The sequence below is a fragment of the Entomomonas asaccharolytica genome, assembly GCF_016653615.1.
GTDB classification, from domain to species: Bacteria; Pseudomonadota; Gammaproteobacteria; order Pseudomonadales; family Pseudomonadaceae; genus Entomomonas; species Entomomonas asaccharolytica.
In genome coordinates this window covers 2,687,833-2,703,401 of record NZ_CP067393.1, presented here as the reverse complement: position 1 = coordinate 2,703,401, position 15,569 = coordinate 2,687,833, and the positions used below count along the sequence as shown (strand labels likewise).

At 37.3% G+C, this 15,569-nt stretch carries 13 protein-coding genes, 1 tRNA gene and 1 pseudogene; 12 read left to right on the top strand and 3 right to left on the bottom strand.

Annotation, left to right across the window (positions count from 1 at the left end):
• Window positions 1-148: 148 nt before the first annotated feature.
• Window positions 149-1,312 carry an acyl-CoA dehydrogenase family protein gene (locus JHT90_RS12575; protein WP_201091534.1) on the bottom strand — a complete coding sequence of 388 codons (1,164 nt, stop codon included), beginning with the start codon at window positions 1,310-1,312 and terminating at the stop codon, window positions 149-151.
• A 27-nt stretch (window positions 1,313-1,339) separates the two neighbouring features.
• On the bottom strand, window positions 1,340-2,152 hold the full coding sequence (locus JHT90_RS12570) for an IclR family transcriptional regulator (RefSeq protein ID WP_236253953.1): 813 nt from the start codon (window positions 2,150-2,152) through the stop codon (window positions 1,340-1,342).
• Window positions 2,153-2,422: 270 nt separating this feature from the next.
• Between JHT90_RS12570 and JHT90_RS12565 the strand changes: the two genes are divergently transcribed.
• The 8 genes and pseudogenes from JHT90_RS12565 to JHT90_RS12530 all read left to right on the top strand — a co-directional run bounded on the left by JHT90_RS12565 (window position 2,423) and on the right by JHT90_RS12530 (window position 11,997).
• Window positions 2,423-3,208, top strand: a complete 786-nt coding sequence (locus JHT90_RS12565; protein ID WP_201091523.1) for an enoyl-CoA hydratase — start codon at window positions 2,423-2,425, stop codon at window positions 3,206-3,208.
• Between the two features lie 27 nt (window positions 3,209-3,235).
• A complete protein-coding gene (locus JHT90_RS12560) occupies window positions 3,236-4,747 on the top strand; it encodes a 3-hydroxyacyl-CoA dehydrogenase (RefSeq protein ID WP_201095887.1) in 1,512 nt (503 codons plus the stop codon).
• Window positions 4,748-4,817: 70 nt separating this feature from the next.
• Window positions 4,818-6,018, top strand: a pseudogene (locus JHT90_RS12555) (3-oxoadipyl-CoA thiolase).
• A gap of 58 nt (window positions 6,019-6,076) precedes the next feature.
• Window positions 6,077-7,315: a CaiB/BaiF CoA transferase family protein gene (locus JHT90_RS12550; protein WP_201091522.1), complete on the top strand. Its 1,239-nt coding sequence runs from the start codon at window positions 6,077-6,079 to the stop codon at window positions 7,313-7,315.
• 87 nt (window positions 7,316-7,402) lie between these two features.
• On the top strand, window positions 7,403-8,383 hold the full coding sequence (locus JHT90_RS12545; RefSeq protein WP_201091521.1) for an NAD(P)H-dependent flavin oxidoreductase: 981 nt from the start codon (window positions 7,403-7,405) through the stop codon (window positions 8,381-8,383).
• A gap of 58 nt (window positions 8,384-8,441) precedes the next feature.
• A complete protein-coding gene (locus tag JHT90_RS12540; protein WP_201091520.1) occupies window positions 8,442-9,737 on the top strand; it encodes an MFS transporter in 1,296 nt (431 codons plus the stop codon).
• A gap of 128 nt (window positions 9,738-9,865) precedes the next feature.
• Entirely contained in the window at window positions 9,866-11,209 is a 1,344-nt protein-coding gene (locus tag JHT90_RS12535) for an OprD family outer membrane porin (protein WP_201091519.1), read from the top strand.
• A gap of 230 nt (window positions 11,210-11,439) precedes the next feature.
• On the top strand, window positions 11,440-11,997 hold the full coding sequence (locus JHT90_RS12530) for a hypothetical protein (RefSeq protein ID WP_201091510.1): 558 nt from the start codon (window positions 11,440-11,442) through the stop codon (window positions 11,995-11,997).
• A gap of 40 nt (window positions 11,998-12,037) precedes the next feature.
• Here the strand turns inward: JHT90_RS12530 and JHT90_RS12525 are convergent.
• Window positions 12,038-12,125: transfer RNA gene (locus JHT90_RS12525), tRNA-Leu, on the bottom strand.
• Window positions 12,126-12,505: 380 nt separating this feature from the next.
• Between JHT90_RS12525 and JHT90_RS12520 the strand changes: the two genes are divergently transcribed.
• The 4 genes from JHT90_RS12520 to nusB all read left to right on the top strand — a co-directional run bounded on the left by JHT90_RS12520 (window position 12,506) and on the right by nusB (window position 15,560).
• Window positions 12,506-13,318, top strand: a complete 813-nt coding sequence (locus JHT90_RS12520; protein WP_201091509.1) for an FKBP-type peptidyl-prolyl cis-trans isomerase — start codon at window positions 12,506-12,508, stop codon at window positions 13,316-13,318.
• A 116-nt stretch (window positions 13,319-13,434) separates the two neighbouring features.
• Window positions 13,435-14,526: a bifunctional 3,4-dihydroxy-2-butanone-4-phosphate synthase/GTP cyclohydrolase II gene (gene ribBA / locus JHT90_RS12515; protein WP_201091507.1), complete on the top strand. Its 1,092-nt coding sequence runs from the start codon at window positions 13,435-13,437 to the stop codon at window positions 14,524-14,526.
• A gap of 87 nt (window positions 14,527-14,613) precedes the next feature.
• Window positions 14,614-15,090 (top strand): 6,7-dimethyl-8-ribityllumazine synthase, encoded by a 477-nt coding sequence (gene ribH / locus JHT90_RS12510; protein ID WP_201091506.1) that lies wholly within the window; start codon window positions 14,614-14,616, stop codon window positions 15,088-15,090.
• Window positions 15,087-15,560, top strand: coding sequence for a transcription antitermination factor NusB (nusB, locus tag JHT90_RS12505; protein ID WP_201091505.1), 474 nt, complete (start codon window positions 15,087-15,089; stop codon window positions 15,558-15,560). Before ribH ends, nusB begins: the two co-directional genes overlap by 4 nt.
• The last annotated feature ends 9 nt before the right edge of the window (window positions 15,561-15,569 follow it).

Genomic DNA, 15,569 nt, shown 5'->3' with positions numbered 1-15,569 from the left:
GGCTAGGTCAACTCCGGTATTGTCTGCTTTAACACGGACTTTTACGTTGTAGTCAACCACTCGTTTAACTGCTACAAGTACCTTCATGGGGGTCCTCTTTATCTTCTGCTGTGGGTGAAAATATTAAAAACAAAGTATCATATATTTTTTAAAAACCTTCGTTTTCTGCTTCTTTTACCATATTTCTGGCAATTACAATTTGCTGTATTTGGGTAGTACCTTCATAGATACGGAATAAACGTACATCACGATAAAAGCGTTCAATACCATAATCTTTAATATAACCAGCACCACCAAAAATTTGTACTGCACGATCTGCCACTTTGCCACAAACTTCTGAGGCAAACATTTTGGCGCAGGAGGCTTCAGTGATTACATTTTGACCTTCATCTTTTTTGCGTGCAGCGTCTATTACCATACATTTAGCCGCATAAACTTCTGCCTTGCTTTCGGCAAGTAGAGTTTGGATCATTTGGAAATCTACAATACGTCTACCAAATTGTTTTCTTTCCATTGCATAACGCAAGGCTTCTCTTAAAATTCTTTCGGTTACACCAACGCAAGTAGCAGCAATATGTAAACGACCTTTATCGAGTACTTTCATCGCTGTTTTAAAGCCAACACCTTCTACACCGCCAATAAGTTGTGATGCAGGAACACGGCAGTTTTCGAAAATAACATCGGCGGTATGAGCACCTTGTTGTCCCATTTTCTTATCTGGTTTACCAATAGTTAGCCCAGGTGTCCCTCTTTCTACAATAAAAGCAGAGATACCACCAGCGCCTTTGATATCGGGATTAGTGCGAGCCATTACCGTATAAATACCTGCATGAGGTGCATTGGTAATAAAACGTTTAGTACCATTAAGAATATAGTGATCGCCATCTTTAATGGCTGTGGTTTTTAATGACGCAGCATCTGAACCAGAGTCAGGTTCAGTGAGGCAGAATGAGCCAATAATTTCACCTGATGCTAATTTTGGTAAGTATTTTTCTTTTTGCTCTTCCGTACCATCAATTAAAATACCTTGTGCACCAATACCATTATTAGTACCTACTAATGAACGGAAAGCTGGAGAAGTATGCCCTAAAGCAAATGCTATTTGTACTTCTTCTTCCATGGTTACCCCAAAACCGCCATATTGCTCAGGTAGGGCGAAGCCAAATAATCCTAACTCGCGCATTTTTTGCACTACATCTTCAGGTATTTCGTCGTTGTCTGCTACTTCTTCTTCAATAGGTTGTAACTCATTTTTAACAAAATTATTAATTGAGTCTAATAAAATATTCAGTGTTTCCTGGTCTCTAATCATTATTTTCTCCTAATATTTAGTTTGTTATTATTGTATGGTGCCTTGAATATTGCTAACCATATTGACTAAACGTGGCCCAATATCGGTTTCTATTTTTTCTCTAGATAAATGAAAACTTGGGCCGCCGCAATTAAATACAATTAATTCATTATTATCAATCATTGGTACAGCTACTGAGTTAACTTCTCTATGCCAATCCCCCAATGATAGACAATAGCCATGTTTCTTATAATCTTTAAAAGCTTGTTCTAATCCTTTTTGAATAGCAGGCCATTCTTGCTTATTGCGCGTTTTTAAATGGTTTAAGATAAATTCGCGTTCACTTTCTGGCATGGCTGCTAAACAAGCACGGCCTACCGAGCTCGCATGAATAGGTAAGTAACTACCTGCTTGACGACGCATGGTTAAATTGGCTTCCCCATGGACTACATCTAGGTAAACCATTTGTAGCCTATCTCTGGTTGCCATCGCTACAGCAGCTTTAGCGTATTTAGCCATTTCTTCCATTAAAGGTCTCGCCACACTTTTAATAGATAGGTTATTAAGTAGTCTATAACCAAATGCTAATACGCCTACATCTAATTGGTATTTACTGGTGTTAGGTAGTTTTTTTAGATAACCTAAACGAGTAAGGGTATGTGTTAAACGGGAAACAGTAGGTTTTGGTAGGCCAGTTTTATGAGCCAGCTCTTGATTACCCAAAGCAGTTTCTTTAGGGCCGAAACATCTTAATAGCTCCAAACCTCTAGCTAGTGCAGTAACAAACTGACGATCTTTAATTTCTTCATCAGCATTATTCATTGGATCTAGTAAACGGTGATGGTTACTATCTAACTGCATTAGTTTTTGACTCCCTTTTTTGTTTTTATAGGGTTGCATAATAAACTGAGTCCTTAATAAAAATCAATAGAAACAAAACTATATTTCGTATCGTGAAATATTTTGATATACATAAGTCTTATAAAAATCCTATATTTTATTATTATTCAACAAATTACAAATAATATAAAGTTATTTCATTTACTCATTAGTTTTACTGAGATAGAATGAAATTGAAAACAAAATCATATTTCGCATAACAAAATAAATAAATTGAGTGGAGTTGTAAATATGGAAGCAGTGTCAGAACCTCTAGTATTAGTTGAATATCCTGCTGAACAAGTTGCACTTGTTCGTTTGAACCGCCCACAAGCTAAAAATGCGCTTAGTAATGATGTAAGAAAGCAGTTAGCTGATGTTTTCCTTGATCTTAGTAATAAAGCTGAAATTAGAGCTATCGTATTAACAGGCGGCGAAGAAGTATTTGCTGCTGGTGCAGATATTAAAGATATGACTACGGCTACTACTATTGCTATGTACAGTCGTCATACAGAACATTATTGGCAAGCTATCGCCAACTGCCCAAAACCTGTTATTGCCGCGGTAAATGGTTATGCCTTAGGTGGTGGCTGTGAGTTAGCGATGCATGCCGATATTATTATCGCAGGAGAATCTGCCCGTTTTGGTCAGCCAGAAGTTAAAGTGGGTGTGATGCCTGGTGCAGGTGGTACTCAGCGTTTAATTCGTGCGGTTGGTAAATACCAAGCAATGCGTATGATTTTAACGGGTTGTATGATAAAAGCCCCTGAAGCTTTAACTATTGGTTTAGTGAGCGAAGTAGTTGCCAACGATCAAACCATCCCTCGTGCGATTGAAATGGCTAAAGAAATTGCCAAAATGCCACCAATTGCTATTGCCCAAATTAAAGAAGTTGTTTTAGCAGGTATGGATTTACCTTTAGATGCTGCACTAATGTTAGAGCGTAAAGCATTCCAAATTCTTTTCAACTCTCAAGACCAAAAAGAAGGTGCTAATGCTTTTGTTGAGAAGCGTGCACCAAATTACAAAGGAGAATAAATTGTGGCTATTCAAACGATAACAAAAATGGGTATTATCGGTACGGGTGTTATGGGTGCTGGTATTGCTCAAATTGCTGCCCAAGCTGATATTGATGTGTTTTTATTTGATGCTCGTGAAGGTGGCGCTCAAGCAGCCAAGGATAGTTTAACAAAAACCCTTAACAAACTAGTAGAAAAAGGGAAAATCACTGAGGCAGCCGCCAAACAATCTATTGATCATTTAATTGTTACCTCAAAAATTGAAGAGCTTGCTCCCTGTGATATGGTGGTAGAAGCGATTGTTGAAAATTTAGATGTTAAGCGTGGTTTGGTACAACAATTAGAAGAAATTTTACGCCCAGAGGCTATTATTGCTTCTAATACTTCCTCTCTTTCGGTAAGTGCTATTGCAGCAGGTACAAAAAATCCTGAGCGCGTGGCAGGTTTCCATTTCTTTAATCCTGTCCCTTTAATGAAAGTCGTTGAGGTGATCCCTGGTATTAAAACGGATCCAGCGATTTGTGATCTTTTACAAGATTTAGCGGTGAAAATGGGACACACAGGTGTTCGCGCTAAGGATACTCCTGGCTTTATCGTTAACCATGCTGGTCGCGCTTATGGTACAGAAGCGTTAAAAATCTTAGGCGAGGGTGTTGCCACTATTGGCGATATTGATCGAGTTTTACGTGAAGGTGCAGGTTTCCGTATGGGGCCTTTTGAGCTGTTAGATTTAACCGCACTTGATGTATCTCACCCTGCCATGGAGTCTATCTATAATCAGTTTTATCAGGAGCCTCGTTATCGTCCACATCCATTAACTCGTCAAATGTTAGTGGCTGGTTTATTAGGTCGTAAAGTAAATGAAGGTTTCTATCGTTATGATAAGGGTACTATGTTAAACCCTGCACAGCCACAACCTGTACCTTCTGTATCAAATATTCCAGCAGTATGGTTAGGTGTTGAGTGTGATGAAGATCGTAAAGTATTAACTGATTTAGTGAGTAAGTTAGGTGGAACTGTTGAAACTTCAACACAACCTTCTGCTAATGCTATTTGTTTATTAGCACCATGGGGTGAAGATGCAACGACTGCATCAATTCGTTATAACGTAGACCCTGAGCGTACGGTGTGTATAGATTTACTTTGTAATATTGAAAAACATCGTACTTTGATGTTAACACCTATCACTAAAACAGAAATACGTGATGCTGCTCATGCCTTATTCGCTAAAGATGAGGTGAGTGTCACGGTTATTCATGATAGTAATGGCTTTATCGTACAGCGTATTTTAGCAGGTATCGTGAATTTAGCTTGTGATATTGCGCAACAGCAAATAGCAAGTGTTAAGGATATTGATCTTGCGGTACGTCTTGGGCTTGGTTACCCAAATGGTCCATTAGCATGGGGTGATATTTTAGGTGCTAAACGTATTTTAACTATTTTAGAGCGCATTAATGCAGCAACAGGTGATCCACGTTATCGCCCAAGCCCATGGTTACGTCGTAGGGCTTTATTGGGCATCCCTGTTTGCCATGAAGAAACAACAATAAACCATTAATACAATAAATATAGAGTGAGTATTTAATAGTGCTCACTCGTTATAACAGTGAATTATTAGGAGAAAAATAATGCTAAAAGCTTATATTTATGAGGGTCTTCGTACACCATTTGGACGCCATGCAGGTGCACTCTCTTCCATCCGTCCAGATGATCTCGTTGCAGGCGTTATGCAACAACTTATCGAAAAAAGCAAATTCAATGCAGAAGATATTGAAGATGTTATTCTAGGTTCTACTAACCAAGCAGGTGAAGATTCTCGTAATGTAGCGCGTAATGCATTATTAGTAGCAGGGTTACCTTACACGCTACCAGGCCAAACCGTTAATCGTCTTTGTGCGAGTGGTCTAGCGGCCATTATTGATGCGGCTCGTGCCATCACTTGTAATGAAGGGGCTTTATACTTAGCAGGTGGTGTTGAAAGCATGTCACGTGCGCCTTTTGTTATTCCTAAATCAGAATCAGCTTACAGCCGTGCAGCCATCATTTACGATACAACCATCGGTTCACGTTTCCCTAATCCACGTTTAGTGGCTAAGTATGGTAATGACAGCATGCCAGAAACAGGTGATAACGTTGCTAAAGAGTTTGGCATTAGTCGTGAACAAGCAGATAGATTTGCTGCGGCATCACAGGCTAAATACGAAGCCGCTCGTCAGGCTGGTTTCTTTAAAGATGAAATTTGTCCTGTAGAAGTGTCTACAGGTAAAAGACACCACCAAAAATCATCACTGAAGATGAGCATCCACGTCCTAGCTCTGATTTTGAATCATTATCAAAACTAAGATCCTTATTTGAAGGTGGTGTAGTCACAGCGGGTAATGCTTCTGGTGTTAACGATGGTGCAGCAGCTTTACTAATTGGTAACCAAGAAATTGGTGAACAACGTGGCGTTAAACCAATAGCACGTATTTTATCAGCGGCAGCGGCAGGTGTAGAACCACGTATTATGGGTGTAGGCCCTGTAGAAGCGATTAAAAAGCAGTAGCCCGTGCGGGTTTAACCTTAAATGATATGGACATTATCGAGATCAATGAAGCATTTGCAAGCCAAGTGTTATCCTGTTTAAAAGGACTGGATGTAGCTTTAGATGATTCACGAGTGAATCCTAATGGTGGAGCGATTGCAGTAGGTCATCCTTTGGGAGCATCGGGAGGTCGTTTAGCTTTAACGGTAGCAAGACAACTACAACGTACTGGTCAACGTTATGCGGTGATTAGTTTATGTATTGGGGTTGGTCAAGGGTTAGCTATGGTTATTGAACGCGTCTAATACATACCAATAAATACTTTAAATTTAGAATAACAACAATTCATTTGAGAGGTAAATTATGGGAGCACTATCGCATATTCGTGTTCTTGACATGAGTCGAGTTTTAGCTGGACCTTGGTGTAGTCAGACATTATCTGATTTAGGTGCAGAGGTAATAAAAATAGAACGTCCAGGAAGGGGCGATGATACTCGTGGTTGGGGTCCCCCATTTTTACCTGATGATGAAGGTAATAGAACGTCTGAGTCTGCTTACTTCTTGTCAACAAATCGTGGCAAGAAGTCAGTGGCAATCAATATTGCTTCTCCAGAGGGACAAGAGTTAATCAGAGAGTTAGCCACTGGTGTAGATGTCTTAATTGAAAACTATAAGCAAGGTGATCTAAAGAAATATGGTTTAGATTATGAAACGCTAGCAAAAATTAATCCTGGCTTAGTTTATTGTTCAATTACAGGTTTTGGTCAATATGGAACACGTGCTAAAGAACCTGGCTATGACTTTATGATTCAGGGTGCTTGTGGATTTATGACTATTACGGGTGAACGAGCTGATTTACCAGGTGGTGGTCCTCAAAAATCAGGGATAGCTTTAGCTGATTTTTCCACAGGACTGTATTCTGCCATTGCTATTCAGGCAGCTTTGTTAAGTCGTACTCAAACAGGTAAAGGTCAGTATATTGATATGGCTTTATTTGATACGATGATTGCGTTGCTTGCTAACCAAGAAATGAATTATTTCTCATCAGGGGTTATACCCTTAAGTTATGGTAATGCCTCAGCTAATATTGTGCCTTACCAAGTGTTTAAATCCAAGGATAGGGAATTTATTATCGCCTGTGGTAATGACACGCAATTTGCTGCACTGTGTCAGGCTATTGGTTTACCAGAGGTAGCGACCAATCCTAAATTTACCACTAACGCTCAGCGTATTATCAATCGTGTTGAGTTGATAGATGATATTTTTGCCAAGCATTTCTTAACAAAAACTACTGATGAGTGGGTAGAAATTATTAACGCGGCTAAAGTACCTGTAGGCCCTATTAATAATATTGAACAAGCATTAAATGAGCCACAAACTAAGGAACGTGAGCTTGTTATTGAAATGGAGCATCCATTTAATAAAAAATTAAAAATGGTAGGGTGTCCTATTAAGTTATCAGATACACCTGTTGAATATAAAATGGTACCGCCTTTATTAGGTCAACATACCGCTGAAGTATTAAAACAAAATTTAAATCTTTCTGATGAGCGCCTTGCTGAACTTCAAGAAAAAGGCGTGGTGGGTTTACGAAAAGATTAATTTTATAAAAAACTCTAGTTTTATTACAGCTAGAGTTTTTATTCAGATATCAGGGAATTAGATGTCTGCTTTATATAGGGTTAGAGTATGAATAAGTTAGAGACACGTTTTACTCAAGTATTTGGGGTTGAACATCCTATAATGCAAGGTGGGATGCAGTGGGCAGCTACAGCAGAATTAGTAGCAGCAGTAGCTAATGCTGGTGGTTTAGGTACTTTATCCGCTTTGACTCAGCCTAATGCTGAGGCACTATATAAAGAAATAAGGCGTTGCCAAGCAATGACGGATAAAGCGTTCGCTGTTAATTTAACATTGTTACCTACAGCTCGACCTATTCCTTATGATGAGTATCGAGCAGCAATTATAGAGTCAGGGATTACTATTGTTGAAACAGCAGGTAATAATCCACAACAGCATATTGAAGCTTTTAAAAAACATAATATAAAAGTTATTCATAAATGTACCGCGGTTCGTCATGCCTTAAAAGCTGAAAAATTAGGTGTTGATGCGATTTCAATTGATGGTTTTGAATGTGCTGGTCATCCAGGAGAGGATGATATACCTAGTTTAATATTATTACCTTTAGCGGCTGAGCAAGTGAAAATACCAATATTAGCTTCAGGAGGTTTTGCTGATGGTAGGGGATTGGTAGCTGCATTAGCGCTAGGGGCTGATGGTATTAATATGGGGACTCGTTTTTTGTGTACACAAGAGAGTCCAATACATCAGCAAATTAAACAGACTATTGTAGAGAATGATGAAAGGAGCACTGATTTAATTTTACGCACCTTACGTAATACCACTAGGGTTGCACGTAATAATGTAAGTCAGCAGGTTCGTCAATTAGAAGCTTCTAAAAAGATTACCTTTGAAGAAGTTGCGCATTTAGTTTCTGGACAAAGAGGCAAACTAGTTTATGAAGAAGGGGATTGTAATAAAGGAGTTTGGTCAATAGGTATTGTTCAGGGTTTAATCCACGATATTCCAAGTTGTGAGCAGTTGATTACAACTATTGTGAGTGAAGCTATAAAGAATATTAAGGAGCGTTTAACAGAAATTATTAAATAACTAACTTTTTTTATAATTTTAAAAAATAAATTTATCTAATTACTGAGGGATTACAACAATGACAACCTTAGCAGAAAATAAAGATTTAGATCCAGTAAGTCTAATTCCTACGCGAACAAAAATTTACGTTTTTGTATTTTGTTTTTTGGCGCTGATGATTGATGCTGCCGATATGATGTTTTTATCATATAGTTTAAATAGTTTAGAGGCTGAATTTGGCCTGAGCCAGACCCAAAAAGGGAGTTTAGGAACCTTTACCTTATTAGGTATGTTCTTTGGAGGTGTTGCAGGTGGTTGGGCCTGTGATTATTTTGGTCGAGTTAAAACAATTGTAGTTTGTATTGTCATTTTCTCTGTTGGTACAGCCGCATTAGGATTTACCAATGGCTACTATTCTTTTGCCATTATCAGATTTTTATCTGCCATTGGGATTGGTGCCATTTACTTATCTTGTAGTATCTTGATGTCAGAATATGTGACCAAAAAACATCGTTCTACTATTATGGCTATGCTAATTATTAGTTGGAGTATTGGTTATGTTATCGCCAGCTTATTAGCAAAATGGATTATTCCTGAATGGGGTTGGAGATATCTGTTCTTTACAGCGATTATTCCTGTATTCTTATCCGTTATTATGTTTTTCCTTGTGCCAGAACCACCCTCATGGATTGCTAATAAGAAAGCAAAACTTGAAAAACAACAAAGCGACGCTGTTGATGCTGCGCAAGGGAAAACAGTCGTTAAATCGGATTCTTCGCTAAAAACTATTGTAGATGCTAAAGGTGTATTACTGGTATTTATTTCATGGATGTTCGTAAATACTTTCTTCCAATTTAGCTACTATGGCGTAATGAACTGGATGCCTTCCTACTTAGAATCTGAATTAGGCGTCAATTTTAAAGCAATGACTAGCTTCATGATTGGCACTTTTATTGCCATGATGTTGGGTAAAGTTGTGGGTGGCCTGTTAGCTGATAAGTTAGGCAGAAGAGCCGTTTATGCAGTAGGCTCTATTGGTACAGCTATTTTTATTCCATTGATTGTGCTTTATAACACCGAAGGCAATATAGTCTGGCTCATGTGTGGCTTTGGTTTATTGTTTGGTGTTCCTATTAGCGTAATGGGAACTTATATGACAGAAAGCTTCCCAGGTAAAGTGCGTGGCTTTGCAATGGGCTGGGCTTATAACGCTGGCCGTATAGGGGGAGTATTAGCGCCTATTACTATTGGTTTCTTAGCGGATCATTTTAGTATTGGTGTTGGTTTCCTTGGGGTGGGTATAGCTTTATGTTTAATGGGTGTAATTCCTGCTTTATTAATTAAATCAGGATTATATGATCCAAGTAAAGAGTAGTTAAACAGTCGTTACTTTAAAATCAATACCATTAGGTTAAGTGTTTTTAATACTTAGCCTAATGTTTTAAGGAAAGAGTTTTTACAATAAAAAATTGGGACTTAGTATTCTTATAGGGGTAGACATTCGTGAAAAGAATAATTTTATTAAGTTTAGTTGTTGGGGAAATAGCTTGTGCACAAGCAGAGTTTGTTAAAGATAGTACAGCAGAACTTTATTTAAGAAACATGTATGCAGAACAAGACTATCGTAATACTCATAGAGGTTCTGCAGGTCCTGAGTGGGGTCAGGCATTTACCTTCCGCTATAAATCTGGCTTTACAGAAGGTACAGTTGGGGTTGGTTTAGATCTGATTGGTACTACAGTTGTTCGGTTAGACTCAGGTGGTACTATTCACAAAAATGTGCGTGATGTAAAACGTGTGCCAGGAACAATGTTCCCCACTAAGCGTAATGGTAAAGCAGAAAATACCTACAGCACAGTAGATCCCACTTTAAAAATGAAAGTGTCCAAAACTAAGCTAGAAGTCGGTGGATTTTTACCCTATAACCCTGTGCTAAGGCACAATGATGGGCGTCTTGTTCCGCAAACTTTCTATGGACAACAAATTACTTCCAATGAATTTGATAACACAACTATTGTGTTAGGCAAAATGGAACATGCGAGAGGCAGAACTTCAACCAATCGCCAAGGCTTAGCACCAACAGGCGCAGGAGTTGGTGTGGCCACTAACAAGTTCTATTATGGTGGTGTTGAATACAAATTAACAGATACAGCGACTGTTAAATATTACTATGGCAATTTAAAAGATTTTTATAGACAACATTTTTTAGGTGCTAATGATTCTTACAAAATAGGCCCTGGAAAATTAAATGTTAATCTTTATTATTGGCATAGTGGTAGTGACGGCAAGAATGGTAGCCAGAAGGGTAGAGACCAAGGCTATACAGCTACAGGTTACTATGGCAAAAATGCAGCAGGTAACGCCATAACGCGAGGTAAAGTTAATAATAATACCTACCAAACATATGTTAACTACGTGGTTAAAAATCATGATATTGGTGTTGGCTATTTAGTGGTTTCTGGTAGAAGTAACACCTCTTATATTGACCAAGCATCCGCTTATCCTGATATTGGTGGAACCAGTGCGCCTATGATTACTCAACGTATTATAGGTAACTTTACCCGTGCTGGTGAACGCTCTTGGTTTGCTCATTACACCTATAACTTTAAAGATCTGGGTTTACCAGGTTTAAGAACTCATATTAACTATACCAAAGGACATGGCATTAAATCTGGTCGTGGTAAGTTGAAAGAATGGGAAAGAGATTTTAGTATTGCTTATACAATGCAAGAAGGATTCTTTAAAGGTGTAACACTTGAGTGGCGAGACGCTGTATTTAGAAGTCAATCAGCAGGGCATATAGATCAAACTAGATTGTATGTTCATTATACAATTCCACTTTTTTAATTGTATAGATAAAATGGAAAGGGTATCTGTTAGATACCCTTTTTTATTTGTGTTAAAAATATCTTTATAAAGTAATAGCAATTAAAAAAAACAATTACATTTTGGATAAAAATCCCTTTTTCAACCCAATGATAACTCTTTAAATTTAGGATATTAGGGTTAAAGTCTAATTCTCATAATTAATGTAACAGATTATGATGAACTTATTATTATCAGAATAGGGCAATCAAATGAACGATAATTTTCTTGTTGTTTTAATGTTGTCAATTTTGTTAATACTGTTAGTTTTCTTCTCTTATAAAATCTTTGCATTCAGTAAAGATATTTCTATTAACTCATCAGAACAAAGAAATGGGCTAGATAAAATAGATTATCTTGAGGACTTTGCTTATTTATTAAATAAACAGCCTTTAACCATTGAAGATTTTCAAAAGGAAGAGTTATTTTTATTAAGGTATCTTAATAAAAATAATTCATTAAAACATCTAAGTGATTGTTATGAACGAATAGAGATGTATATAGATTTTAAATTAGATAACATTGTAAAGCTTGAAGAAGAAAAATTACTGTGTTTTTGTAAAGAAAAATATAGTGAGATTCAACAGAATGTTAAAAAAGAGTTTGAAAAAAGACAAAGTGAATTGCTAGCGCATAATATTGGAAAGTATTTTCTGTTGCACACAGAAGAAAATATGGAAATAGAAGCAAGAGATATGACGTCTAAATGCTTGGTTGTACAATTACTTAAATTAAAATCAAAAAATTATAGAAGAGAACTACGTAGGTAATAAAAAAGGCTAACAAATTAAATCTGTTAGCCTTTATATATGGTGCCCGGGGCCGGAGTCGAACCGGCACGGGTTATTCACCCGAGGGATTTTAAGTCCCTTGTGTCTACCAATTTCACCACCCGGGCATTAAATCATAATGCTAGATACATAAAATAACTTTATAAGTTAGTTACCGTATGGGCGAGGTATTATAGGGGATTTTTCACAAAAAACAATAGTTATTTTATAAATAATTAAATTATTTTTTATAGTTATTATGGGCGCTTTGTGTAATAAGCCTAATAGCGATTTTTAAGTAATTAACAAACAACAGAAAGAAATATTTTGTTTTATTTCCTAGTTTAATAAAGTTACTTTATTATTTATTATGGTGCGTATTTTAGAATGCTTACTTTGAAACTATTTTCTGTAAGTAGAATTAGTTATTATTACGTTTATATAAGTTAATAAATTTTTTATTATCTTAATTTTTAGTAAAACTTAGGTGGGTTTGTAAGGATATAGTATGAAGAAAAATTATTTAGCTGTTGTGGTGGCTACACTTGCTTTTTCATTAACGGCTTGTGACTCAAAGTCAGATACTTCAAAAGTGGCAGATAAGCCAGCAACTGCTGGAGTTAACTCGTCAGTACCAGCAGCAAGTTCAGAATCATCTGATCAAATGAAAGATGTTTCTTATTCTATTGGTTATCAATTTGGTAAAAATTTATCAGTAACGCGTATTAAATCATTTGATACCAATGAAATTTTAGCTGGTTTAAATGATGCTTTAGCAGATAAAGATTCAAAATTATCAAAAGAGCAAATACAAACAGCAATGACTGTGCTTGAAGCAGAAGTACAAAAAATTGCTGCTGAAGAATCAAAAGCCTATGAAGAAAAAGGTAAAGCATTATTAGAAGAAAATGCTAAACGTGACGGAGTGGTTACTACTAAGTCAGGTTTACAGTATGAAGTAGTACAAAAAGGTACTGGTGCTAAACCAACTGAGAAAGATATTGTTAAAGTAAATTATGAAGGTAAGTTAGTGGATGGTAAAGTATTTGACAGTTCCATTCAACGTGGTGAGCCTGTTGAATTTGCTGTTAATACTGTAATTCCTGGTTGGGTTGAAGCGTTGCAGTTAATGCAAGTAGGTGAAAAAGTTAAGTTATATATTCCTAGTGAATTGGCTTATGGCGCAAATGGTGTACCACCAGTAATTCCACCTAATTCAGTATTGATTTTTGATGTTGAATTATTAGATATTAAGAAGCCAGATGATAAAGCAGATACTGCTAAAAAAGCAGCTGACAGCAAAGAATCTGCTAAAAAGTAATTACTAATACGACAACTAGCGTTAAAATAGAAACCTCGTCTTTGACGAGGTTTTTTATTGGCTTAAAGTAAAACGAGTGTGCAGCGAGTAATTTATTAAAATAAATAGGAGACGAAATGGCGTTAAATACAATAGAAGAATTAGTAGAAGATATTCGTCAAGGTAAGATGGTTATTTTAATGGATGATGAAGGGCGGGAGAATGAAGGTGATTTAATTATTGCTGCCCAATGTGTTGAAGCAGAACATATTAATTTTATGGCAAAGCATGCTCGTGGATTAATTTGTATGCCAATGAGTAAAGACCGTTGTGAACGTCTAGGTCTAAACCTAATGGTACAACGTAATGGTTCAGGATTTGGTACTAAGTTCACCATTTCTATAGAAGCTGCAACAGGGGTTACTACTGGCATTTCTGCAGCAGATAGAGCAAGGACGGTACAAGCAGCCTGTGCAGAAGATGCTAAGGCAGAAGATATTGTAAGTCCAGGCCATATTTTTCCTTTAATTTCACAGCCAGGTGGTGTTTTAGCGAGAGCAGGTCATACTGAAGCGGCTACTGATTTAGCCCGAATGGGTGGTTTTAATGAATCAGCCGTTATTTGTGAAATAATGAATGATGACGGTACGATGGCACGTCGCCCAGAATTAGAGAAGTTTGCGCAAGAGCATAATATTAAGATTGGTACAATCGCTGATCTTATCCACTATCGATTAACCCATGAACGTACTGTTAAACGTGTTTTAGAACAAACATTAGCAACAGAGGTGGGTGATTTTAAATTAATTTCTTATCGTGATGAAGTAGATGGTTATATTCATCTAGCGTTGGTGCATGGCGAGGTTAAAGAGTCAGAACCTGTATTAGTACGTGTGCATAATCTTGATCCTTTACGTGATTTATTGCAGGTAGCACAGACTGGTCGTTGGAGCCTACGTGGTGCTATGCAGCGTGTAGTTGAAGAGGGCAATGGTATTGTATTATTGTTGGGTAACTCCTTAGACGGTCATTCATTGTTGGAGAATTTACAGGAAAAACTAGAACCTGCTACAGTAAATCCTCAAGCTACCTATAGTGTAGTAGGTGGCGGCTCACAAATTTTACGCGATTTAGGTGTGCGTAAAATGCGTTTATTAAGTACGCCAGCACGTTTTAATGCTTTATCAGGCTTTGGTTTGGAAGTAGTAGAGTATATTCCACCTGTATAATTAGCAGATAATTTAAGTATTTTTGCTGATATTTAGCTATAATAATTTTGTTAAATATAAGCTCTTTATAAATGATGGGATTTCGTTATGACATTACATACCCTTGAAGGTACATTTGCTACACCTAAAGGTCGTTTCGCCCTTGTAGTAGGTCGTTTCAATAGCTTTGTGGTTGAAAGCTTAGTAGAAGGTGCAGTGGATACTTTAACTCGCCATGGTGTAAAAGAAAAAGATATTACCATTATCCGTGCGCCAGGAGCCTTTGAAATTCCGTTAGTTTGCCAAAAAATAGCACAACGCAATGAGTTTGCGGCTATTGTTGCTTTAGGCGCAGTCATTCGTGGTGGTACTCCTCATTTTGAGTATGTAGCGGGCGAATGTACTAAAGGGTTAGCCCAAGTTTCTTTACAATATGATGTGCCTGTTTCCTTTGGCGTGCTAACAGTAGATACTATTGAGCAAGCAATTGAAAGAGCAGGCACTAAAGCTGGCAATAAAGGGGCAGAGGCAGCTTTATCAGCATTAGAAATGGTTAATTTATTGGGACAATTGGAGGCGAAGTGAGTAGTTCTGATAAACCCAATGCAGATAAACCATTACGTGGCAAAATTGCTGCTCGTTGTAGGGCGCGTAGTTTGGCTATGCAGGCTCTTTACCAGTGGCATATGGCTGGGCAAAGTCTCAATGAGATTGAAGCACAATTTTATGTAGATAACGATTTTTCTAAAGTTGATACTGATTATTTTAAAGCCATTTTACATGGTGTTCCTGCCCGTATTTCAGAAATTGATGAAGCATTTAGCCCTTTGTTAGATCGAGCTCTTAAGGAATTAGACCCTGTAGAGTTAGCTATTTTAAGACTTTCCACCTTTGAATTATTAGAGCGTATTGATGTTCCTTATCGGGTGGTGATTAATGAAGGTGTTGAGTTAGCAAAAACTTTTGGAGCAACAGATGGCCATAAGTTTGTTAATGGTATTTTAGATCGTTTAGCACCTAAATTACGTCAAGCTGAAACCCGTTCTAAAAAATAGGTTAAGTAT